The 20,551-nt window shown below is 56.5% G+C and carries 18 protein-coding genes, 1 pseudogene and 2 riboswitches; of the genes and pseudogenes, 12 read left to right on the top strand and 7 right to left on the bottom strand.

Annotated features, from left to right (window positions below; translation table 11 throughout):
- Positions 1 to 95: 95 nt before the first annotated feature.
- Genes GYRE_RS15525 through GYRE_RS15515 form a run of 3 tightly spaced genes read left to right on the top strand, consistent with a single transcriptional unit; the run spans position 96 to position 3,357 of the window.
- Positions 96 to 1,379, top strand: a complete 1,284-nt coding sequence (locus GYRE_RS15525; RefSeq protein ID WP_038256452.1) for a nucleoside permease — start codon at positions 96 to 98, stop codon at positions 1,377 to 1,379.
- On the top strand, positions 1,376 to 2,380 hold the full coding sequence (locus GYRE_RS15520) for an ADP-ribosylglycohydrolase family protein (RefSeq protein ID WP_038256449.1): 1,005 nt from the start codon (positions 1,376 to 1,378) through the stop codon (positions 2,378 to 2,380). Before GYRE_RS15525 ends, GYRE_RS15520 begins: the two co-directional genes overlap by 4 nt.
- Complete coding sequence (locus tag GYRE_RS15515) at positions 2,377 to 3,357, top strand: PfkB family carbohydrate kinase (RefSeq protein WP_038256447.1); 981 nt, start codon at positions 2,377 to 2,379, stop codon at positions 3,355 to 3,357. The genes GYRE_RS15520 and GYRE_RS15515 overlap by 4 nt, the downstream gene beginning before the upstream one ends.
- On the opposite strand, the pseudogene GYRE_RS23890 reads toward GYRE_RS15515, so the two are convergent.
- The 3 genes and pseudogenes from GYRE_RS23890 to thiM all read right to left on the bottom strand — a co-directional run.
- Positions 3,327 to 4,061 (bottom strand): annotated as a pseudogene (locus GYRE_RS23890) (GntR family transcriptional regulator); the annotation flags it as partial. The gene GYRE_RS15515 and the pseudogene GYRE_RS23890 overlap by 31 nt on opposite strands.
- Positions 4,062 to 4,139: 78 nt before the next feature.
- Positions 4,140 to 4,940: a bifunctional hydroxymethylpyrimidine kinase/phosphomethylpyrimidine kinase gene (gene thiD / locus GYRE_RS15510; protein ID WP_006820802.1), complete on the bottom strand. Its 801-nt coding sequence runs from the start codon at positions 4,938 to 4,940 to the stop codon at positions 4,140 to 4,142.
- Positions 4,937 to 5,719: a hydroxyethylthiazole kinase gene (thiM, locus tag GYRE_RS15505; RefSeq protein ID WP_038256445.1), complete on the bottom strand. Its 783-nt coding sequence runs from the start codon at positions 5,717 to 5,719 to the stop codon at positions 4,937 to 4,939. The genes thiD and thiM overlap by 4 nt, the downstream gene beginning before the upstream one ends.
- 34 nt (positions 5,720 to 5,753) lie before the next feature.
- A riboswitch (TPP riboswitch) is annotated at positions 5,754 to 5,850 on the bottom strand.
- Positions 5,851 to 6,472: 622 nt separating this feature from the next.
- Between thiM and GYRE_RS23260 the strand changes: the two genes are divergently transcribed.
- From GYRE_RS23260 to crcB, 4 genes are all read left to right on the top strand, one after another.
- Complete coding sequence (locus GYRE_RS23260) at positions 6,473 to 7,291, top strand: YadA-like family protein (RefSeq protein WP_245939537.1); 819 nt, start codon at positions 6,473 to 6,475, stop codon at positions 7,289 to 7,291.
- A gap of 124 nt (positions 7,292 to 7,415) precedes the next feature.
- The gene (locus tag GYRE_RS23255) at positions 7,416 to 7,790 is read left to right on the top strand and encodes a hypothetical protein (protein WP_051860969.1); all 375 of its coding nucleotides are present in this window, start codon (positions 7,416 to 7,418) and stop codon (positions 7,788 to 7,790) included.
- Between the two features lie 70 nt (positions 7,791 to 7,860).
- A riboswitch (Fluoride riboswitch) is annotated at positions 7,861 to 7,931 on the top strand.
- Positions 7,932 to 8,007: 76 nt separating this feature from the next.
- Entirely contained in the window at positions 8,008 to 8,439 is a 432-nt protein-coding gene (locus GYRE_RS15490; protein ID WP_038256443.1) for a universal stress protein, read from the top strand.
- Between the two features lie 2 nt (positions 8,440 to 8,441).
- On the top strand, positions 8,442 to 8,816 hold the full coding sequence (gene crcB, locus GYRE_RS15485; RefSeq protein ID WP_006820807.1) for a fluoride efflux transporter CrcB: 375 nt from the start codon (positions 8,442 to 8,444) through the stop codon (positions 8,814 to 8,816).
- Here the strand turns inward: crcB and GYRE_RS15480 are convergent.
- Entirely contained in the window at positions 8,813 to 9,724 is a 912-nt protein-coding gene (locus GYRE_RS15480; protein WP_038256441.1) for a LysR family transcriptional regulator, read from the bottom strand. The two genes, crcB and GYRE_RS15480, sit on opposite strands and share 4 nt — an antisense overlap.
- A 125-nt stretch (positions 9,725 to 9,849) precedes the next feature.
- On the opposite strand from GYRE_RS15480, the gene GYRE_RS15475 reads away from it, so the two are divergent.
- Together GYRE_RS15475 and GYRE_RS15470 are read left to right on the top strand one after the other, a co-directional pair.
- Positions 9,850 to 11,661 carry an adenine deaminase gene (locus GYRE_RS15475; protein WP_038256439.1) on the top strand — a complete coding sequence of 604 codons (1,812 nt, stop codon included), beginning with the start codon at positions 9,850 to 9,852 and terminating at the stop codon, positions 11,659 to 11,661.
- A complete protein-coding gene (locus GYRE_RS15470) occupies positions 11,661 to 13,004 on the top strand; it encodes an NCS2 family permease (protein ID WP_038256437.1) in 1,344 nt (447 codons plus the stop codon). Before GYRE_RS15475 ends, GYRE_RS15470 begins: the two co-directional genes overlap by 1 nt.
- A gap of 10 nt (positions 13,005 to 13,014) precedes the next feature.
- Here the strand turns inward: GYRE_RS15470 and GYRE_RS15465 are convergent, their stop codons facing one another.
- Entirely contained in the window at positions 13,015 to 13,923 is a 909-nt protein-coding gene (locus tag GYRE_RS15465) for a LysR family transcriptional regulator (protein WP_038256435.1), read from the bottom strand.
- A 163-nt stretch (positions 13,924 to 14,086) separates the two neighbouring features.
- Here GYRE_RS15465 and GYRE_RS15460 point away from each other — a divergent pair, with 163 nt between their 5' ends.
- A complete protein-coding gene (locus GYRE_RS15460; protein WP_006820812.1) occupies positions 14,087 to 14,410 on the top strand; it encodes an RcnB family protein in 324 nt (107 codons plus the stop codon).
- Positions 14,411 to 14,459: 49 nt separating this feature from the next.
- Here the strand turns inward: GYRE_RS15460 and apbC are convergent, their stop codons facing one another.
- The gene (gene apbC / locus GYRE_RS15455) at positions 14,460 to 15,569 is read right to left on the bottom strand and encodes an iron-sulfur cluster carrier protein ApbC (protein ID WP_038256434.1); all 1,110 of its coding nucleotides are present in this window, start codon (positions 15,567 to 15,569) and stop codon (positions 14,460 to 14,462) included.
- A 136-nt stretch (positions 15,570 to 15,705) separates the two neighbouring features.
- On the opposite strand from apbC, the gene metG reads away from it, so the two are divergent.
- Positions 15,706 to 17,739, top strand: coding sequence for a methionine--tRNA ligase (gene metG, locus GYRE_RS15450; RefSeq protein WP_038256433.1), 2,034 nt, complete (start codon positions 15,706 to 15,708; stop codon positions 17,737 to 17,739).
- 111 nt (positions 17,740 to 17,850) lie between these two features.
- Here metG and GYRE_RS15445 read toward each other — a convergent pair whose 3' ends face one another.
- Positions 17,851 to 18,321 (bottom strand): YehS family protein, encoded by a 471-nt coding sequence (locus tag GYRE_RS15445; protein WP_038256432.1) that lies wholly within the window; start codon positions 18,319 to 18,321, stop codon positions 17,851 to 17,853.
- A gap of 276 nt (positions 18,322 to 18,597) precedes the next feature.
- On the opposite strand from GYRE_RS15445, the gene GYRE_RS24840 reads away from it, so the two are divergent.
- On the top strand, positions 18,598 to 20,551 hold a 1,954-nt coding region (locus GYRE_RS24840; protein ID WP_038256431.1), incomplete at its 3' end, for a beta strand repeat-containing protein.

Genomic DNA, 20,551 nt, shown 5'->3' with positions numbered 1-20,551 from the left:
GTTACGGCGATCAAATAACCACCACAAAGGTATTTAAAAGGTATTATTCATTGGTATCGTAAAGGCGTACCTTACCTGTCATGAAGGATTTATCGATGAAAACTACAGTAAAGCTGTCGTTCATGATGTTTGTTGAGTGGTTTATCTGGGGCGCCTGGTTTGTGCCGCTGTGGCTGTGGTTGAGTAAAAACGGCTTCAGCGCCGGTGAGATCGGCTGGTCTTATGCCTGTACCGCCATTGCCGCGATCGTCTCGCCGATCCTCATTGGTTCACTGACGGACCGCTTCTTCCCGGCGCAGAAAGTGCTCGGCGTACTGATGTTTGCCGGAGCGGTGCTGATGTATTTCGCCGCCCAACAAACAACGTTTGCTGGCTTCTTCCCGCTCCTGCTGGCCTACTCGCTGACCTATATGCCGACCATTGCGCTCACCAACAGCATCGCGTTCTCAAACGTTGATGACGTGGAGCGAGATTTCCCTCGCATCCGCGTAATGGGCACTATCGGCTGGATCGGCTCGGGGCTGGTATGCGGATTTTTGCCAGAGATGCTGGGCTATGCCGATATCTCTCCCACCAGCATTCCGCTGCTGATTACCGCGGGTAGCTCTGCGCTGCTCGGCGTGTTCGCCTTCTTCCTGCCTGACACGCCGCCAAGAAGCACCGGTAAGCTCAGCCTGAAGGTAATGCTGGGGCTCGATGCGCTGATTCTGCTGCGCGACAAAAACTTTCTCGTCTTTTTCTTCTGCTCGTTTCTGTTCGCGATGCCGCTGGCCTTTTACTACATCTTCGCCAACGGCTACCTGACGGAAGTGGGGATGAAAAACGCCACCGGCTGGATGACCCTCGGGCAGTTCTCCGAAATCTTCTTCATGCTGGCATTGCCGTTCTTCACTAAGCGTTTTGGTATTAAAAAGGTATTATTACTTGGTCTTATCACTGCGGCCATCCGCTACGGCTTCTTCGTCTTCGGCGGTGCTGAACAGTACTTTACCTACGCCCTGCTGTTCCTCGGTATTCTGCTGCACGGCGTAAGCTACGATTTCTACTACGTTACCGCGTATATCTATGTGGATAAAAAAGCACCGGTCTCCATGCGTAACGCCGCACAGGGGTTGATAACCCTCTGCTGTCAGGGCTTCGGCAGCCTGCTCGGCTACCGCCTCGGCGGGGTGATGATGGAGAAAATGTTCGCATACAAAACGCCGGTCAACGGGCTGACCTTCAACTGGGCGGGAATGTGGACCTTTGGCGCGGTGATGATCGCGGTGATTGCCGTCCTGTTTATGCTGTTCTTCCGTGAGTCGGACAAAGAGATCACCGCCATCAAGGTGAGCGATACCGAAGGCGATATTGGGTTAACACAAGGGGAAGTGAAATGAAATATGCGCGTATTCTCGGGGCGCTGTACGGTCAGGCGTTAGGTGATGCGATGGGCATGCCATCAGAACTGTGGCCGCGCAGCCGGGTGAAAGCTCACTTTGGCTGGATAGACCGCTTTCTGCCGGGTCCCGCTGAAAACAACGCCGCCTGCTATTTTAACCAGGCCGAGTTTACCGACGATACGTCAATGGCGCTGTGCCTTGCTGATGCGCTGCTCGAATGTCACGGCGTTATCGATCCGGAGGTGATTGGTCGCCATATTCTGCGCTGGGCAAGCGAATTCGACGCATTTAACAAGAACGTCCTCGGGCCGACGTCGAAGATTGCGCTCAACGCCATTCGCGATGGCAAACCGGTAAGCTCGCTTGAGAATAACGGCGTCACCAACGGCGCGGCCATGCGCGTATCACCGCTGGGCTGTATGCTGCCTGCCGTACACCTCGATGCGTTTATCGATGATATTGCCCTCGCCTCCAGCCCAACGCATAAGTCGGATCTGGCGGTTGCCGGTGCGGTGGTGGTGGCATGGGCTATTTCGCTGGCTATTGACGGCAACAGCTGGTCAAACATTGTGGACTCGCTGCCAGCCATCGCCCGCCACGCGCAGGAGAAACGCACTACCACCTTCAGCGCGTCGCTGGCGGCGCGCCTTGAACTGGCGCTAAAAACCGTGCGCGAGGCCAACGGCGTTGAGTCCGCCAGCGAGCAGCTTTACCAACTGGTGGGGGCCGGTACCAGCACCATTGAGTCCGTGCCCTGCGCGATTGCGATGGTTGAACTGGCGCAGACCGACCCGAACCGTTGCGCGATACTGTGCGCCAACCTGGGCGGTGATACCGACACTATCGGTGCGATGGCTACCGCCATCTGCGGCGCGCTGCACGGTATCGACGCTATCGATCCAACCCTGAAAGCGGAGCTGGATACGGTGAATCAGCTTGATTTCACCCGCTACGGCCGTGAACTCCTGGGCTATCGTCAACAGCGGGAGGCACGATGACAAACGCGCAGCTGTATGAACGATTGCTGAACCTGCAACAGCAGCGCCCGGTGACGGTAATAGGCGCTGCCGTTATCGACGTGATCGCCGACGCCTACGCTCTGCCGTGGCGCGGCTGCGATATCGAGCTTAAGCAGCAGAGCGTGAACATCGGCGGCTGCGCGCTGAACATCGCCGTGGCGCTGAAGCGTCTTGGCATAAGCGCTCATAACGCGCTGCCGCTCGGCCAGGGCGTATGGGCGGAGATTGTGCGTAATAACCTCGCACGGGAGGGCGTCACCAGCCTTATCGACAACGCCTCTGGCGATAACGGCTGGTGCCTGGCGCTGGTCGAGCCCGACGGTGAGCGTACCTTTATGTCGTTCAGCGGCGTGGAGAATGCCTGGAGCGAGGAGTGGCTGGCGCGACTGCCGCTGGAGGACCATACGCTGGTCTCGCTCTCCGGCTACCAGCTCGCGGCTCCCTGCGGGGAACTGCTGGTCAACTGGCTGGAGAACGCCACCGGGGCAACCGCGCTTATCGACTTCGGCCCGCGCATTGCCGATATTCCTGAGCCGCTAATGCAGCGGATCATGGCCTGCCGTCCGGTGGTGTCGCTCAATCGCCAGGAGGCGGAGCTGATTGCCGAACGCTGGGCGCTTCCTGATTCGATGCCGGGATTTGGCGAGCAATGGCTGGCGCGCTTTGGCGCACCGGTGATTGTGCGTCAGGACAAAGACGGTGCCTGGTATTTCAGCGAGAACGAGTCGGGGCTTGCGGCCCCCTTCCCGACCACGGTCGTCGATACCATTGGTGCGGGCGACAGCCATGCCGGCGGCATGCTTGCCGGGCTGGCGGCGGGCTGGTCGCTTGCTGAGGCGGTAACGTTGGGCAACGCGGTGGCGTCCTGGGTGGTCGGGCATCGCGGTGGCGACTGTGCCCCCACCCGCGAGGAACTACTCCTCGCAACAAAAACGTATAGGTCGCTTCGGCAGTAGCTGATGCTGTATTCAATCGGTCGCTGGAGCTGATCCAGCGCCACCTGTTTAATCACCAGCACCGGGATGCGGTCATCCATCTGAATGTGCGACTGAAACTCAGCGTCCGGCATCCGGGCGCTGACCCGCGAGCGGGTGCGCTGGGGGAAGATATTCTGGCTGCGGAAATAGTCGTACAGAGAAATGCCGATAGCGTCGGCGTCGGCAATCAGCGGCACTGGCACGTAAGACTCTTCTATCGACACCGCGTCTTCATCCACATAACGAATACGTTTGAGTAAAAAGACCTCGCTGCGCGGCGTGAGCGACAGCGCCGTTGCCACCTCTTCCGGGCACTCCACGATACGCTTGTTGACCCACAGGGTATCCGGCTTTTTGCCCCGCAGTACCACCTGCTGGGAGAACCCTCGCGCCTCTTTCAGCGAATACTCAAAGATATTGTTAATCTGCGTACCATAACCCCGCGCCCGGGTTACCACGCCCTCTTCTTCCAGCGTCTGCATCGCCTTGCGCACGGTGATACGCGATACCCCGGTAAGCTGACTGAGGTCGCGCTCGCCCGGCAGGATATTGCCATGCTCAAGCCAGCCGCTGCGCACGGCGTTTTTCACCGTTTCCGCAAACTTGAGGTACAGCGGCATGTTGTCTCCTGCGGCGATTCGCTCATTCAACTGCTCGATAAGTCGGGTATGCGCTTGTTCCATCGGATCTTTTCCTGGCTGGGGGCTACAGCCAGTATATACGCATAACCCTGCCGGTTGCATCAGGATAGCCTGCGCGATTTACCACCACGCGTGAAAGTGATGCACCGGGCCAATACCGTGGCCAACCTCGAGTGAATCCGCCTGCGCCAGCGCTTTTGACAGCCAGGCTTTGGCTTCCGGCACCGTTTCCTGCCAGCTGGAGTGGCGCGGACGCAGCGCCGCCAGCGCCGCCGACAGCGTGCAGCCGGTGCCGTGGGTGTTTTTGGTCACTACGCGCGGGGCGGTAAAGCGATATTCCCCCAGAGCGGTAAACAACCAGTCCGGGCTTTCGGCATCGTCGAGGTGGCCGCCCTTCATCAGCACCGCCTCGCAGCCGAGCGCCCGCAGCGCCCGCCCCTGCTCCAGCATTTCCCGCTCGTTTTGGGCATGAGGCGCATCCAGCAGCGCCGCGGCCTCCGGCAGGTTCGGGGTGATAAGAGACACCTGCGGCAACAGATGCTGGCGCAGGCTCTCTACCGCCGACGGCGATAGCAGCGGATCGCCACTTTTCGCCAGCATCACGGTATCCAGCACCACGTTCTGAATGGCATAACGCTGCAGACGCTCCGCGACGGCTTCAACAATATCCGTCTCTGCCAGCATACCGATTTTGGTGGTATCGATGCGCACGTCGCTGAACACGGAATCAAGCTGGGCGGCAACAAAATCGGGTTCGATACGATACACCGACTGTACGCCGCGCGTGTTTTGTGCCACCAGCGCGGTAATCACCGAGCAGCCGTAAGCGCCCAGCGCTGAAAAGGTTTTTAAATCCGCCTGAATCCCCGCACCGCCGCTTGGGTCGGTGCCAGCAATGGTAAGTGCGTTAATCCGCTTCATGCCCGCACCTCCAGGGTATACAGCGCATCAAGGAACGCCGGCACAAAGCTGCCTGGCCCCTGCCCCTGTCGGGTTGCGCGCTCCCCGGCGCGTTTCATTATCATGCAGGCAGCGGCGACGTTTTCCAGACGATTGCCCGGCAGCGCCGTACAAGCCGCCACGACCGCCGACAGCGCACAGCCGGTACCAACGACCCGGGTCATGAGCAACGATCCACCGGCAACCGCCAGCGTGCGCTGACCGTCGGTAACGAAATCGACCTCTCCCGTAACCACGACGATCGCACCGGTCTCTGCGGCCAGCCGTTGCGCCGCCGGTAGCGCCGCCTGCGCCTGTTCGGTGGAGTCCACACCGCGACCGCCACGGCTTTCCTGCGCCAGAGCGAGTATTTCAGAAGCATTCCCGCGAATAACCGCCGGGTGGAGCGTCAGCAACTGCTGGCAGAAGCGGGTGCGCAACGTTAAGCCGCCTACCGCCACCGGATCCAGCGTCCAGGGTTTTTCGGCGGCCACCGCACTATCTACCGCGGCACGCATGGCACGCGCACGTTTTTCGGTGAGCGTACCGACGTTAATCAACAGCGCATCAGCGACTGCCGCGAATTCGGTAGCTTCAGAAGGGTCAATGACCATCGCCGGAGAAGCCCCCAGCGCCAGCAGCACGTTGGCGGTAAAAGTTTGCACCACGTCATTGGTCATGCAGTGCACCAGCGGAGAGCGGGATTTCAGGTGGTCGATAGTGTGGGCGAGTTGCCCTGGGGAAAGCAGGTCAGGTTGCATAAGCACTCCCGCCAGGCCGTTAAGAAGCGATGACCTGGCAGGCCACTGACTTCCCTACGCTGGCATTATCCAGATCAGGTGGTACGGGTATTTCTCAGCCTTCACAAGGAAGGGCACCCCGAGTCATTTAGTGCAAAATCAAATAGTTATATTTAATTCATTGCGGTAAATAGTGTAGCCGGGTCCAGGGAACCAACGCAAGGAGTTTCCTGGGTTTATCAGCATAAATGATAAAAAAACCACGTTAAAGCCCGATTAATTGATAAAAAAAAGAATCTCATGCACTTATTTAAATCTTCTATAGATAAAACCATTAATTAGATAATTACACCTTTAATTATGGCCACTTACTAGTTAATAAAATCACATATAACACTTTATTTACGCGATTTAATAAATAATTAATACCCTCCGTTATCATCGCTAATAATTTTAGCTAATAATGCTTAATGTGACTTAGATCAATATTTTTACCCTCACCTTCCGGGATGGTTGCTTCGAGTTACGAAAAAAGCAATTAAACGAAAATTGCGCAGACTCAATAATAAAATTAATTAGAATTAACAATAAGTTAAATCTTTCACCACCAGGATAGCGAATCCACTTTTAGTTAATGATGAGAGCTTGTAAATGAATAGTATTAAAACCGCTGTGGCTGTATCTGTCTTTGCTGTTGTGATGGCTGGGTCTGTGGCTACCGCTGGAGCAGCTCCAGCTGTTCCTAACCCCGTGACCTCCTGGAATAACAACGTGATGATCACAGCACCTGACGGTGCCGACGTTGATTTGGGGTTGATAGCCAATGATGTTGTGTCATTACAGACCAATTCAGCAACTAAGCTGGATTTGAATAATGTAAGGGGTGAAGTCGTTAAAGAATCCCAGGATCGCGTAGATGGCGATAATGCGTTGCAGACTGAGATAGATAATATTAACCAGCAAGCCGCTAATGGTACGTTCAAGGGTGATAAAGGGGACACGGGGGCAACGGGAGCGACCGGTGTGCAAGGTATAGCTGGCGTTAATGGTAACGATGGAAAAGATGGCATAGACGGTAAAGATGGGACGACGGGAGCCCAGGGCGCTCAGGGTATCGCAGGGGCTAACGGTTCTGATGGCAAAGACGGAATTAATGGTAAAGACGGCGTTACCACCACCGTCACCCAGCTAGACGCCGCGACACAGGCTAAAGTTGCGAAGAATAGCCAGGCCATTACCACCACCTCAGGTCAGGCGGCAAGCGTGGCTCAGGATCTGAAAGACGCGAAGTCCTTCTTTAGCCAGCAGCAGGCCAGCAATAACGCGCAGTTTAAATCCCTGCACGACGAGGTCGACAGCAATAAGAAAGAGGCCCGTAGCGGTGCGGCAAGCGCGGTAGCTATAGCTTCTATGCCTCAGGTTGAAGCGGGCCAAACCGTTATGTTCTCCGCGGGTGTCGGCTCGTTTAAAGATGAACAAGCGATGAGCGTAGGTGCATCCTTCCATGCCGGAGTGGCGACGGTTAAAGCCGGTATAAGCGATTCAACCAATAACGATTTTGCAATGGGCGCAGGGGTTGGCATTGGTTTTTAAAAACCATGACTAAATACATTTTTCTTTCCGCCGTGCTTTATATTTCTGTTTTCCTGTTGGGTTTCTGGAGTGCACTCCTTTATTTAACCCATACCTGGTTTTGTCCTTAATAAGGTGTCTGGTAATGAAAAAGCTAATAACGCTGGCCGTCGTCGCGTCTTTAACCGCCAGTTGTGCGCTGGCACAGTCTCAGCAAAACACTCCGCAGGAGACCCACTCAGCTGCGGCACCGGGTGTATCCGACCGCCTTCATGCGATTAAGCTTAAAGGGCAGGACGGCATTAATCAGTTTTTCGTGGTTTCAATTGGAAATGGTTATACCAAAGCCATGATTGCCGATAAGCCAGCTAAAATTAAACGGGTGAATAGTAATTTCTATGAAATCACCAATTCAAAATACGTTATTTCTGTTGCCCTGGATGAGAACGGATTGATGTCGGCATCCTGGAACCGGCATAAAGGCCGGGATAACGGTATGCTGAGTTTGATTAACGAATAACTGTCACACGGCCCCGCAACGCGGGGCTTTTTTTGCAAGCGTTGATCTCGCTGGCAAACTGGCGCAAACTAAGGGTTAAGGTGATGGCGTTCCACCTTCCCCAACCGCCCACGCTGATGGGCTGATGACGCCTGGTATATCTTCTTAACATGGAGGTATGTCAGGCTATCCGCTGTTCGCCGCCTGTGCATACCTCGCTTAACGCCGAGGTTTTTTTATGCCCGTTTATCACCATGCCCTGGTGCTGATTAATAACAGTATCGATGGGATCCCGCTGTTGCAGCATGCCGCCGCGCTGGCGCAGGAAAGCAACATGGAAGTCACCGTAGCCCATATCAGCACCGACTATCGCGCCATGAACTACATCTCCGACAGTCTGATGGATGACGTGGTTTCCGATGAAATTATCCAGGCCAAAGCCCTGTTGAGCGAACTGGCGAGCTCGGTGAGCTATCCGGTGCATACCCTGTCACTGGTGACCGTCCGTCGCTTTGACGATGTCGAGACCTGCGTCCGGGAACGCCGGGTTGACCTGGTGATTGCCGGGCATCATAACCGTCTGCTCGGCGTACTCGCTTCACGCTCCATGGAATACATCAACCACCTGACGGTGGACGTGCTCATCAAACATCTGCCAGCCGGGGAGTAACGATGTACCGTTCTTTATTCGCCGTGATTATTGGCGGCTCTGCCGGATGCGTGATCCGCTGGTGGCTCTCTGCAAGGCTCAACAGCCTGTTCCCCAACCTGCCGCCGGGTACGCTGCTGGTGAATCTGGTGGGCGGTTTTATCATTGGCGCTGCGCTGGCGTTTTTTCTGCGCCAGCCGCAGCTTGATCCGGCGTGGAAGCTGCTTATCACCACCGGCCTGTGCGGCGGAATGACCACCTTCTCTACCTTCTCGGCGGAAATTATTACCCTGCTGCAAAACGAGAACTATCTGTGGGCCATAACCTCAGTCTGTGCCCACGTATTTGGCTCACTGGCCATGACCGCTGCCGGATTCTTTGTCATGACGCTGCTTTAGCGAAGCGTCGTCAGCAGCAGCTGGAAGCACTGCTCAATCAATGGCGGCAGCGGCTGTGGGCCACGCATCAGCGCAACGGTCCGCGTCAGAGCGGGCTGCTGAAGCTGCACCACCTTCAGCGTCGGATCGCACAGATAGGTGGTGTAAAGCGCCGGCAAAATCGCGATGGCCAGACGGGAGCGCACCAGCCCGTACAGCGTTTCGATGTAGTCAACCTGGTAGCTGGCGCGCAGGGTCAGGCGCTGGCTCTCCGCAAGCGCGGCTACCAGCCGTTGGATATTCCCTTTTGAGAACACCGCGATGTCGCGGCTGCTGAGCTGCTTCCAGGTGAGATGCGCCGACGCAGCAAGCGCATCGTCGACGTGCAGTACGGCAACAAAGGGGTCCTCCTGCAGCGGGAAGCTTTGCAACTCTGGCGGTACGGCGTTATCCAGCGCGCCAATACCGAAATCAATCTGCCCGTTTTGCAGGCTGGTCATCAGCTCATCGTTCGTTTTATCGTGAAACTCAACGCTCAGGCGCGGAAACGCCAGGGCAATCTGCTGCGGCAACTCCGGGAACAGCAGTGACCCCACAGAGGGAATGAGCCCAATGCGCACCGTACCATCACCACCAGCCTCGACAATCTGCTGCATATCGCTGAAGGCCAGCTGAGCCACGCTCAGAATGCGCTCGGCGTGCGGCAAAATCGCCTGCCCCAGCTCGGTTAACGACACCGCCGCCGCGGTGCGGTTGACCAGCTTTCCCCCCAGCACCGTCTCCACCTGACGCAGCGCACTGCTGAGCGCCGGCTGGCTGATGGCGAGCCGGTTGGCGGTATCGGTAAAATGACGCAGTTTCGCAAGGGTGACAAAGTACTGTAACTGCTTGAGTGAGAGCGCGGGCAGGCGCTGCCAGGGTTCATTCATTGTGCTGTTCCGGTGCGAATTTTTTGCAGAATAACGTTTTCTTATCGGCCGATAAATTTATTCAGCTGGGCAAACGTTTGCCAGCCTCCTAGAGTAACCGCATTATTTCTCTGCCGGAAGCTGTTATGCACGCTACTGCCGAAACCCGCCGCCGCGCCGTCCAGGCTGCCCGGGGCGATACCGCCTTTGACCTGTTACTGACCGACACCCACATTGTCGATATGGTCACCGGAGAAATCCGCCGCGCCGATGTCGGTATTGTCGGTGAGATGATAGCCAGCGTGCACCCGGCAGGCAGCCGTACCGATGCCGCGGAAATCCACGCCCTCGACGGCGCGTTTCTGTCCCCTGGCCTGATGGATACCCACGTGCATCTCGAAAGTTCGCACCTGCCCCCGGCACGCTACGCCGACATTGTGGTGGCGCAGGGAACCACCGCCGTTTTCTGGGATCCGCATGAGCTCGCCAACGTGCTCGGCGTTGCCGGTGTGCGCTACGCCGTGGAGGCAAGCCGTAATCTGCCGCTGCAGGTGATGGTCGCCGCACCGTCGAGCGTGCCGTCGACCCCCGGGCTTGAGATGTCCGGTGCCGATTTCGCAGGTAAAGAGATGGATACCATGCTCGCCTGGCCGGAGGTTAACGGCGTGGCGGAAGTGATGGACATGCATGGCGTGCTGCACGGCAGTACGCGGATGATGGAAATTCTCGAAGCCGGGTTACGCAGTGGCAAGCTGATTGAGGGCCACGCGCGCGGCCTGCGCGGGGCCGATTTACAGGCTTATCTGGCGGCAGGCGTCACCTCGGATCACGAACTGACCTCCGCCGAAGACGCGCTGGAAAAACTGCGCGCCGGGCTGACCCTCGAAATTCGTGGATCACACCCCTACCTGCTGCCGGATATCGTCGCGGCGCTGAAAACGCTGCCGCATCTGTCATCGCAAATTACCGTCTGCACTGACGATGTTCCCCCTGATATGCTGCTGGAAAAAGGCGGCATCATCGCCCTGCTGAATCTGCTGATCGAGCACGGAATGGCGGCAACCGACGTGCTGCGTTTTGCCACGCTCAACGCCGCAATCCGCCTGCAGCGTAATGATCTGGGACTGATTGCTGCCGGACGTCGCGCTGACCTGGTGGTTTTCGATTCGCTGGAAAAACTGCAGGCCCGCCGCGTCTACGTTGCCGGTAAACTGACAGCCCGCAACGGTGAACTGCTGACCCCTTCCGTTGGCGGCGACGTGCTGCCACCTCGCGATACCATGCAGCTTTCTGCCGTCAGCGCTGACGATTTCGCGCTGAAAATCGGCAACATCACCCACGGCGAAGCGCGTCTGCGCCATATCAGCGGCGCCCGCTTTACCCAATGGGGCGAAGTGGATGTGCAAATCCGCGACGGCAAAGTGCAGATCCCGGACGGTTTTAGCCTGATCTGGGTTCAGCATCGCCATGCCCGCCACGCCGCAGTACCGCAGATTGCCCTGCTCGAAGGCTGGGGAGAACTGCGTGGCGCGATTGCGACCAGCTACTCGCACGACTCGCATAATCTGGTGGTGCTTGGCCGTAACGCTGAAGACATGGCGCTTGCCGCCAATACCCTCATCGCCAGCGGCGGCGGAATGGCGCTGGCGAAAGAACAGCAGATTATCGCCCACGTGGCGATGCCGATCGCCGGAATGCTCTCTGATTTACCTCCGGCAGAACTGGCGGTCGCCTTTCGCGAACTGCGCGATCGCAGCAGCGACATCGCCGACTGGGAGCCGCCATACCGGGTGTTTAAGGCCATTGAAGGGACCTGTCTTGCCTGTAACGCAGGGCCGCATCTGACCGATTTAGGATTGACCGACGGCACCACCCGCCAGATTGTCGATCCGGTGATTAGCTGCCGGGAAACCCCGGTAAATGCACAACATAAAAATACCCACAGGAGAGCCGGATAATGGCCGACAATACCCTACAAACGCCCGCACCAGGGAACTGGCTGGAGCGCCGTTTTGCGCTCCGCGCGCGAGGCAGCAATGTGCGCACCGAATGTCTTGCCGGCGTCACCGGCTTTCTCGCCGCCGCCTATCTGCTGGTGGTGATCCCGGGTCTGCTGGCGGTCGGCGGAATGGATCGCGGCGCGGCCACGACCGGCACCATCGTGGTGTTCGTCCTCGGTTCGCTGCTGATGGCGTTTTACGCCAACCTGCCGTTTATCGTCGGACCTGGCATTGGGGGGTCGGTGCTGGTTGGCGTAACGCTTGCCGGGAGCGAAGGCATTGGCTGGCAGATTGGCCTTGGTATCGCCTGCTGGTCCGGCATTCTGTTCTTCCTGTTAACCCGCTTTGGCCTGCGTGAGGTGGTCACCCGCTCGGTGCCGCAGTCAATAAAGCTGGGTCTCACCGCGTCGATTGGGCTTTATGTCGCGGTCCTCGGCTTTCGTAACGCGGGCTTAGTGCTGGCTAATGCCAAAACCAACGCCTTAATGCTGGGCGATTTTCTTTCTCCGGGTGCACTGGTGGCGCTGAGCGGGCTCTTTATGGCCATAGCCCTGCAGGCGCGCCGTATTCCGGGTTCGTTCCTGTGGGCGATTCTGTTCGCCACGCTGGTCGGTATTCCGATGGGGGTCACCCACCTGCCGCAGAACGTGATTTCCGCGCCGCACTCACTGGCACCGGTAATTGGCCACGTCGACATGCTTGGTGCGCTGAATATCGCCTTCCTGCCGTTCCTGTTTGTTTTTTTCGCCTCGGAGTTTTTCTCCACCATGGGCACGACGCTGGCGGTAGGCGGTGAAGCAGGTCTTCTGGATGAGCACGGCAATATGCCGCAGATTAATCGCCCATTCATGGTGGATTCCATTGCCGCAGCGCTTGGGCCATGGGTTGGTATTCCGGCGGCGACGGCGCTGATTGAATCATCCGCCTCTGCCGAGGCCGGGGGGAAGACCGGAATGACGGCGCTTGCCGCCGCGATGATGTTCCTGCTGATGCTGTTGTTCACCCCGATTGCGCTGATGATCCCGAGAGAAGCCACCGCGCCGGCGCTGATCCTGATTGGCCTGAACATGTTCAGCGGCCTGCGCAAAGTGGATCTGGCAAGCTTTACCGACGGCCTACCGGTGCTGATGATGGTGATGATTACGCTGATTGCCAACAGCTTTGGTACCGGGATTGCGGGCGGGCTGCTGTTCTTTATCGTTATTAAAGCGATTGCCGGAAAGTGGCGCGAGATCCCCATTGGCCTTTGGATCCTCGCCGTTCCGCTGGTTTACTACTTCGCGACACTCGTGAAGCACTAACATGATGCCGTCAGGGCATCCGCGCCTGTAGCGCCTCGCAGCGCGCCCTGACGGCGTCATACAATAACCGTACCGCCGGCGAAAGCTGTTTGCGGTGCGGGCAAATCATATTCAGCGGCACCCGGTCACCCTGATACCCCGGCAGCAGCAGCTTCAGCCTGCCAACCTGCACATCCTCACTGACGTCCAGCCAGGATTTAGTGGCTATCCCCTCCCCGGCTATCGCCAGGCGACGGATCACCTCGGCGTCATCGCTGGTGATGGTGCTTTGTACCTGCACGTCATGCACCTCTCCGTTGGCGGTAAAGGTCCAGCGGTCGTAGACCCTGCCGCGCAACACGTAGGTCAGACAGTTGAGATGTGCGAGATCGGCGGGGGTCTGCGGTTCACCGTGACGCGCCAGCCACGCCGGAGAAGCCACCAGCACGCGGCGGTTTTCGCTCGCCACGGGAAGGGAAACGTAAGAGGCGTCTTCGATGTGACCGTAGCGAAACGCCACGTCGACCGGATCTTTAAAGACGTCCGCAATCTGGTCGGAAAACAGAATACGCAGCCGCAGCGCCGGATGCTGCTGGCGGAAATCCTGGAACACGTTCAGCAGCAGATTGCGTCCCAAATCGGACGGCACGGCAATTTGCAGCGTACCGCTCAGCGCATCGCCATGGGTCTGAATTTTTTGCAGTCCAGCCTGCAGGGTATCGAGCATCTGCGTGGCAAACGGTAGCCAGCTTTCTCCCTCCGGCGTCAGGCGCAGGCTGCGGGTAGAACGGGCAAAGAGGCGAATATTCAGGCTGGTTTCCAGCCGTTTGATCGCAGAGCTGACCTGCGCCGGGGGGATCCCCGCTTCCCGCGCGGTCTCGCTAAAGCTGCTCAGTGCCGCCGCGCGCACGAACAGGGTTAAATCTTCCAGCCTGAACATTTTTTCCTGCCTTAAGCCTGATAACGTGATGCTTTCAGAATACGTCGATTTCCCAAACGGTACGGCTTGCTTACATTTTTTACCCGCCCGACTCTTGCTATTCTATCCGTGCATCGGGAATCATACGGGGCTAAAAATTTGAGTCCAGATAATTGGAGAAGGTATGCGTAAAACAAAAGTGATGCTTCTGGGCGCTCTGCTGGCAATGGCCGGAGCCGCGTGGGCGGCGCCAACGTCCTCTTCCGGGATCCAGAAATACGAGCTTGATGGCTTCATCGCCGATTTCACTCGCTTCAAAATTGGCGACACCGTGCCGGAGCTGTATCGCACCGACGAGTACAAAATCAAACAGTGGCAGCAGCGTAACCTGCCTGCACCGGCGGCAGGGACCTACTGGACCTACATGGGCGAGAACTACGTGCTGGTAAACGAGGCGGACGGTAAGATCCTGAAAGCCTACGATGGGGACATTTTCTACCATCGTTAATCTTCGTTAAGAAAACAGGTGCTACGCGGGCGCGCAGCACCTCTGTTTTTTACACCGCGCGGAAGGCGATTTCGCTCGGAATAACTTCCCCCATCCAGTACAGCTGCGCGGCAATACGCCCGGCAAGCTGACGATAGGATGCGGTAAATTCGCTGTCCGGACGGTGGATAACCGTCGGCGTCCCGTTATCGAGATCTTCACGCAGACTGATGTGCAACGGCATTTGCCCCAGCAGTTGGGTGTGGTACCGCTGCGCCAGCTTCTCGGCGCCACCGGTGCCGAAAATCGGCTCATGGTGACCGCAGTTGCTGCAGATGTGCATGCTCATGTTCTCGACGATGCCGAGTACCGGCACTTCCACTTTCTCAAACATCACGATGCCTTTTTTGGCGTCGATCAGCGCCACGTCCTGCGGCGTGGTAACCACCACAGCGCCGGTTACCGGAATGTTTTGCGCCAGCGTCAGCTGGATATCACCGGTGCCTGGCGGCATGTCCAGTACCAGATAATCCAGATCCGGCCACAGGGTTTCCTGCAGCATCTGCATCAGCGCTTTACTGGCCATCGGGCCGCGCCAGACCATGGCATTATCGTCGGTAACAAGGTAACCGATGGAGTTCGTGGCGAGGCCAAACTTCATGATTGGCGCCATGTGGGTGCCATCGGGTGACGTTGGGCGGCTGCCTTCAGCCCCAATCATCATCGGAATGGACGGACCGTAGATATCGGCATCAAGGATGCCCACTTTTGCCCCTTCTGCCGCCAGCGCCAGCGCCAGGTTCACCGCCGTGGAAGATTTCCCGACGCCGCCCTTGCCGGAGCTCACCGCGATGATGTTCTTAACACCATTGATGCCAGGCTGGTTTTTCACGCGCTTGAGGGTGGCAATGTGGTGCGACAGCTTCCAGTCAATAGCTTTAGCCCCGGTGATACGCAACAGGTCGGCGCTGGTTTGCTCTTTCAGCTCCTCAAAACCGCTGTGCCATGCAAATGGCATCTGGATTTCGATATGCACGGTGTCATCAAGCCACGCCACGTGGTGCAGCGCCTTCAGGGCGGTCAGATTGTGCTTCAGGGTGGGGTGCTGAAAATTAGAAAGCTGACCGGCAACCATCGCGCGCAGACGCTCAGGGGTTCTGGCCTGGGATTGTGAACTCATCCCGACTCCTTTGTTATTGTGTAGAAAAGCCTGTGCGACAAGTTTACCTGAAAGGGTACGGTTTGTGCTTACTTAATAATGGCCCTTTTGGTAATATCGGAAGCCCTTTTCACAACTCAAAGAAGTAAAATCCACTATGACTCAAGTCGCGAAAAAAATTCTGGTAACGTGCGCACTGCCGTACGCCAACGGTTCCATCCACCTCGGCCACATGCTGGAGCATATCCAGGCTGATGTCTGGGTCCGTTACCAGCGAATGCGCGGCCACCAGGTAAACTTCATCTGCGCCGACGATGCTCACGGCACACCTATCATGCTGAAAGCCCAGCAGCTGGGGATCACCCCAGAGCAGATGATTGCCGAAATGAGTCAGGAACATCAGACCGATTTTGCTGGCTTTGATATCAGCTATGACAACTACCACTCGACGCACAGCGACGAGAACCGCGAGCTGTCCGAGCTGATTTATGGTCGCCTGAAAGAGAACGGTTTTATTAAGAACCGCACGATCTCTCAGCTCTACGATCCGGAAAAAGGCATGTTCCTGCCGGATCGTTTTGTCAAAGGCACCTGCCCGAAATGTAAATCTCCGGATCAGTACGGCGATAACTGCGAAGTGTGCGGCGCGACCTACAGCCCAACCGAGCTTATCGACCCGAAATCCGTCGTCTCCGGCGCGACGCCGGTGATGCGTGATTCCGAGCACTTCTTCTTCGACCTGCCGTCGTTCAGCGAAATGCTGCAGGCGTGGACCCGCAGCGGCGCGCTGCAGGAGCAGGTGGCGAATAAGATGCAGGAGTGGTTCGAATCCGGCCTGCAGCAGTGGGATATCTCCCGCGATGCGCCGTACTTCGGCTTCGAAATCCCGAACGCACCGGGCAAATATTTCTACGTCTGGCTGGATGCGCCGATTGGCTACATGGGTTCCTTCAAGAACCTGTGCGACAAGCGCGGCGACACCGTCAGCTTCGACGAATACTGGAAGAAAGATTCTGATGCCGACCTGTACCACTTCATCGGCAAAGACATTGTCTACTTCCACAGCCTGTTCTGGCCTGCCATGCTGGAAGGCAGCGGTTTCCGTAAACCGACCAACCTGTTTGTTCACGGCTACGTGACGGTGAACGGCGCGAAGATGTCCAAATCTCGCGGTACCTTCATCAAGGCCAGCACCTGGCTCAAGCACCTGGATGCCGACAGCCTGCGCTACTACTATACGGCGAAGCTCTCCTCCCGCATTGATGATATCGACCTGAACCTGGAAGATTTCATTCAGCGCGTGAATGCTGACATCGTCAACAAAGTGGTTAACCTGGCCTCGCGTAACGCTGGCTTTATCGCCAAACGCTTTGACGGCGTGCTGGCTGCTGAACTGGCAGACCCGGCGCTGTATCAGACCTTTGTTGATGCCGCGGACACCATTGCCGAAGCCTGGGAAAGCCGTGAGTTCGGTAAAGCGGTACGTGAAATCATGGCGCTTGCCGACGTGGCCAACCGCTATGTCGACGAGCAGGCACCGTGGGTTGTCGCGAAACAGGAAGGCCGCGATGCCGACCTGCAGGCCATCTGCACCATGGGTCTGAATATGTTCCGCGTGCTGATGACCTGGCTCAAGCCGGTACTGCCGCAGCTTGCCGAACGTACTGAAGCATTCCTGAATACCGAACTGACCTGGAACGGCATTCAGCAGCCGCTGCTGGCGCACAAGGTCAACACCTTCAAGGCGCTGTATAACCGTATCGATGTCAAACAGGTCGAAGCGCTGGTTGAAGCCTCAAAAGAAGAAGTGAAAGCCGCAGCAACGCCGGTTACCGGTCCGCTGGCGGACGACCCGATTCAGGAAACCATCGCTTTTGATGATTTCGCCAAAGTTGATCTGCGCATTGCGCTGATTGAAAACGCGGAATTCGTCGAAGGTTCTGACAAGCTGCTGCGCCTGACGCTGGATATCGGCGGTGAGAAGCGTAACGTCTTCTCCGGTATCCGTTCAGCCTATCCGGATCCGCAGCCGCTGATCGGCCGCCTGACGGTGATGGTCGCCAACCTGGCGCCTCGTAAAATGCGCTTCGGCATCTCTGAAGGGATGGTGATGGCTGCTGGCCCTGGCGGGAAAGATATCTTCCTGTTAAGCCCGGATGACGGCGCGCAGCCGGGTCAGCAGGTGAAGTAAATAAAAAAGCCGGATTAAAATCCGGCTTTTTTTTTGCCCGGCGGCGCTACGCTTGCACGGGCCTGCGGGTTTTGTAGGCCGGGTAAGGCGAAGCCGCCACCCGGCAAATACTCAGGGCTTCGCGTTATGCACCCGGTTGGTCAACCCGCGCAGGAAATAACGCATGAACTGATCGCCGCACTCGCGGAAGTTTTTATGCTCCGGCGCGCGCATCATGGCGGTGATTTCCGGCATTGAGACACGGAATTTCTGCTCGGTGAGAATAGCCAGAATATCGTCAGTTTTGAGCATAAACGCGATACGCAGCTTCTTCAGCACCACGTTGTTGTTCACCCGACGCTCCAGCGCCAGCGGCGGTGCGCTTTCGTCTTTACCGCGTTTGTCGTAGATCAGACCGTTCAGCAACGCCGACAGCACGATATCCGGGCAGCGCTGAAACCCCTCTTCCTCTTCTTTCAGCAGCCACGGTGTGAACTGCGCGGCGGTGACGTCGGTATTGCTCAGCGCGCACAGACGTGCCAGCCCTTCGTTGTTGGTTTTCAGTGCATAGCGCAGGGCGCGGATTATATCGTTACTCAGCATGTTGAATTCTGTAAAAGGCCAAAAGCGTAGTTTACCTCATTACCGGGGCATTCACCTCTTTTATTGACATTCATGTTGCAAAAAAGGATTCAAGGTTAATAAAAATAGACTCTGAAATCGGAGGTAACTATTTATAGAAATCATCACCCAAACACATAAAATAAAAACAATCAATATGAGCTTGTGTCGTTAATACATCACAAAACAACTCCCATCATAATTTATGCATGGAAATAAAAATGACATTTAATAGTTAACAAATTAGCGGTATTTATCATGGCTATAAACTTCAAAAAAAGCATTATCTCCATCATGGTGTTAAGTGCATTTTCTGCCGTTAATGCGATGGCGGAAGATACCTTCTCCGATGAGATTTTTACTGATACTCAATCCCTTAATGACGATAATGAAGAGTATACTTTTACTGCCGGCACCGTCATTGAAGCCAGCGGCGACGGCATTGGCTTAAAGCGGAAAAATCAGACTCTCACGTTCAATGATGGCTCAGTGATAAATGTGACCGGCAACGGCATTGCGGTAGGTGGAAGCAATGCGCAGGTCACCGTTGACGGTGTTGATACCAAAATAAATGCCGAAGGTAACGGCATATACCTGAATGCTGCTAACAGTGCTCTCACAATCACTAATGGCGCAAAAATATCAGGAGAAGTTGGTATTGATACCACCAGCAAATCCATTGGCTCAACGATTCTGGTCAGCGGCTCTGGTAGCGTGGTAACCGCTACCGCCGGAGACGGTATTTTGCTCGGCGGGTTAAATCAGTCAGTAACGGTTTCTGATGGTGCTACCGTAGCGGTGCTGGATGGTTACGACGGTATATATGCGCTCAATTCAAATACCCATATTACTGTCGACAGCGGAGCTCAAATACTGGGTGGCGGCGAGGGTATCACTGTCACCATGGATAACAATACCGTCAACATTTCTGATGAAGGAACTGTGGTCGCAGGGGGGAATGCCGGTATCACCGCCAATTATTACGGTCACGACTCGACCATTAACGTTTTTAACGGTGCGCATGTCATTAGCCAGGGTTCGGGCATTTATATTAGTGAAGAAAATGTCGGAGATGTTATCGCCATTGACGGTAACGGCACTCTGGTGAGCGGTGAGCAGTATGGCATTAATTTAGCTGGCTCCGATCAAACCGTGTCTATTGCTAACGGTGCCGTGGTTTCAGGTGATACCGCACTCGGGGTGTACGGTTCAAACAATCACATAAGCGCTTCCGGTGCCGTCATTTCTGGTACCACCAATGCGCTCGATATCAGCTCAAGGGATACCGCTTCACTCTCCTTCAGCCAATCCACACTGACCGGCAATATCCATCAGGCATCTGCGGCTAACCAGAGCGTCAGTATGGATTCTTCCTCATGGCAAGGTGCCGTGACGTATGCCGACGAAGAGACGGGGGCACTCAACCTTAATCTCAGCAACGGCGCCGTCTGGACCACCACCGGTGACTCTGTCGTCAATGACATCACCATGACCAACGGTAGTGCCATTGTCATGGAGGGAGGGAATGTTTCTGTCAATTCACTGGCAAGCGATACGGCTTTCGATGCAGGCCCTGCCAGTATCTATACCACATGGGATCCGAGCACCAGTGCCGCCAGGCTGTTGACCGCCGGCAGCGCCACCGGAAGCTTTAGCGTAGGCGTTTCCTCTGCCACCAGCGGCGCTGCCGGTGATATGACCGGGGATGAGGTGATGCACGTCAATGATGCATCAGGTGCCACCTTTAATAGCCTGCAGACGGATGTCGGCGTTTACCGCTATACCACCGCAGCCGTTGCCAATACTGATGGGTCAGTCAGCGTCGTGCTCGGCACCATCACGCCAGACCCCACGCCTGCCCCGGACCCGGATCCTGATCCAACACCAGCACCAGACCCAACCCCAGCACCGGAGCCTGACCCCGCTCCGACACCAGATCCGGTACCCGATCCTGACCAGGGCGATGCCACACCGGATAACAACGCTACCCCGCGTCCGACACTCTCTACCGCTTCACAGGCCGTCGTCGATACCCGCGCCGCCGCGGTTAACCTGTGGTATGACGAAGAAGATGCTCTGCTGCTGCGTATGGATAGCGAACGCCGTAGCGACAGTGAGGGCGTTTGGGGCAGCTACTACGGCAGTAACCACCGTCAGAGTATGAATCAGGCAAGCAGCAGTTTTGATCAAACCACTCAGGGTTTTATGGTCG

Origin of the sequence: Yokenella regensburgei ATCC 49455 (genome assembly GCF_000735455.1) — a bacterium.
GTDB classification, from domain to species: domain Bacteria; phylum Pseudomonadota; class Gammaproteobacteria; order Enterobacterales; family Enterobacteriaceae; genus Yokenella; species Yokenella regensburgei.
Note: the sequence above shows the minus strand (reverse complement) of the source record. Positions and strands in the feature narration are given on the sequence as shown.

Excerpts from the sequence above, each read along its gene's own strand:
- GYRE_RS15465 (WP_038256435.1), bottom strand. The coding sequence starts at position 13,923 with ATGTTCAGGCTGGAAGATTTAACCCTGTTCGTGCGCGCGGCGGCACTG.
- GYRE_RS15520 (WP_038256449.1), top strand. The coding sequence starts at position 1,376 with ATGAAATATGCGCGTATTCTCGGGGCGCTGTACGGTCAGGCGTTAGGT.
- apbC (WP_038256434.1), bottom strand. The coding sequence starts at position 15,569 with ATGAGTTCACAATCCCAGGCCAGAACCCCTGAGCGTCTGCGCGCGATG.
- thiM (WP_038256445.1), bottom strand. The coding sequence starts at position 5,719 with ATGCAACCTGACCTGCTTTCCCCAGGGCAACTCGCCCACACTATCGAC.
- GYRE_RS23260 (WP_245939537.1), top strand. The coding sequence starts at position 6,473 with ATGATCACAGCACCTGACGGTGCCGACGTTGATTTGGGGTTGATAGCC.
- GYRE_RS15470 (WP_038256437.1), top strand. The coding sequence starts at position 11,661 with ATGGCCGACAATACCCTACAAACGCCCGCACCAGGGAACTGGCTGGAG.
- metG (WP_038256433.1), top strand. The coding sequence starts at position 15,706 with ATGACTCAAGTCGCGAAAAAAATTCTGGTAACGTGCGCACTGCCGTAC.
- GYRE_RS15525 (WP_038256452.1), top strand. The coding sequence starts at position 96 with ATGAAAACTACAGTAAAGCTGTCGTTCATGATGTTTGTTGAGTGGTTT.
- thiD (WP_006820802.1), bottom strand. The coding sequence starts at position 4,940 with ATGAAGCGGATTAACGCACTTACCATTGCTGGCACCGACCCAAGCGGC.
- GYRE_RS15475 (WP_038256439.1), top strand. The coding sequence starts at position 9,850 with ATGCACGCTACTGCCGAAACCCGCCGCCGCGCCGTCCAGGCTGCCCGG.
- GYRE_RS23255 (WP_051860969.1), top strand. The coding sequence starts at position 7,416 with ATGAAAAAGCTAATAACGCTGGCCGTCGTCGCGTCTTTAACCGCCAGT.
- GYRE_RS15490 (WP_038256443.1), top strand. The coding sequence starts at position 8,008 with ATGCCCGTTTATCACCATGCCCTGGTGCTGATTAATAACAGTATCGAT.
- GYRE_RS15515 (WP_038256447.1), top strand. The coding sequence starts at position 2,377 with ATGACAAACGCGCAGCTGTATGAACGATTGCTGAACCTGCAACAGCAG.
- GYRE_RS15460 (WP_006820812.1), top strand. The coding sequence starts at position 14,087 with ATGCGTAAAACAAAAGTGATGCTTCTGGGCGCTCTGCTGGCAATGGCC.
- GYRE_RS15480 (WP_038256441.1), bottom strand. The coding sequence starts at position 9,724 with ATGAATGAACCCTGGCAGCGCCTGCCCGCGCTCTCACTCAAGCAGTTA.
- crcB (WP_006820807.1), top strand. The coding sequence starts at position 8,442 with ATGTACCGTTCTTTATTCGCCGTGATTATTGGCGGCTCTGCCGGATGC.
- GYRE_RS15445 (WP_038256432.1), bottom strand. The coding sequence starts at position 18,321 with ATGCTGAGTAACGATATAATCCGCGCCCTGCGCTATGCACTGAAAACC.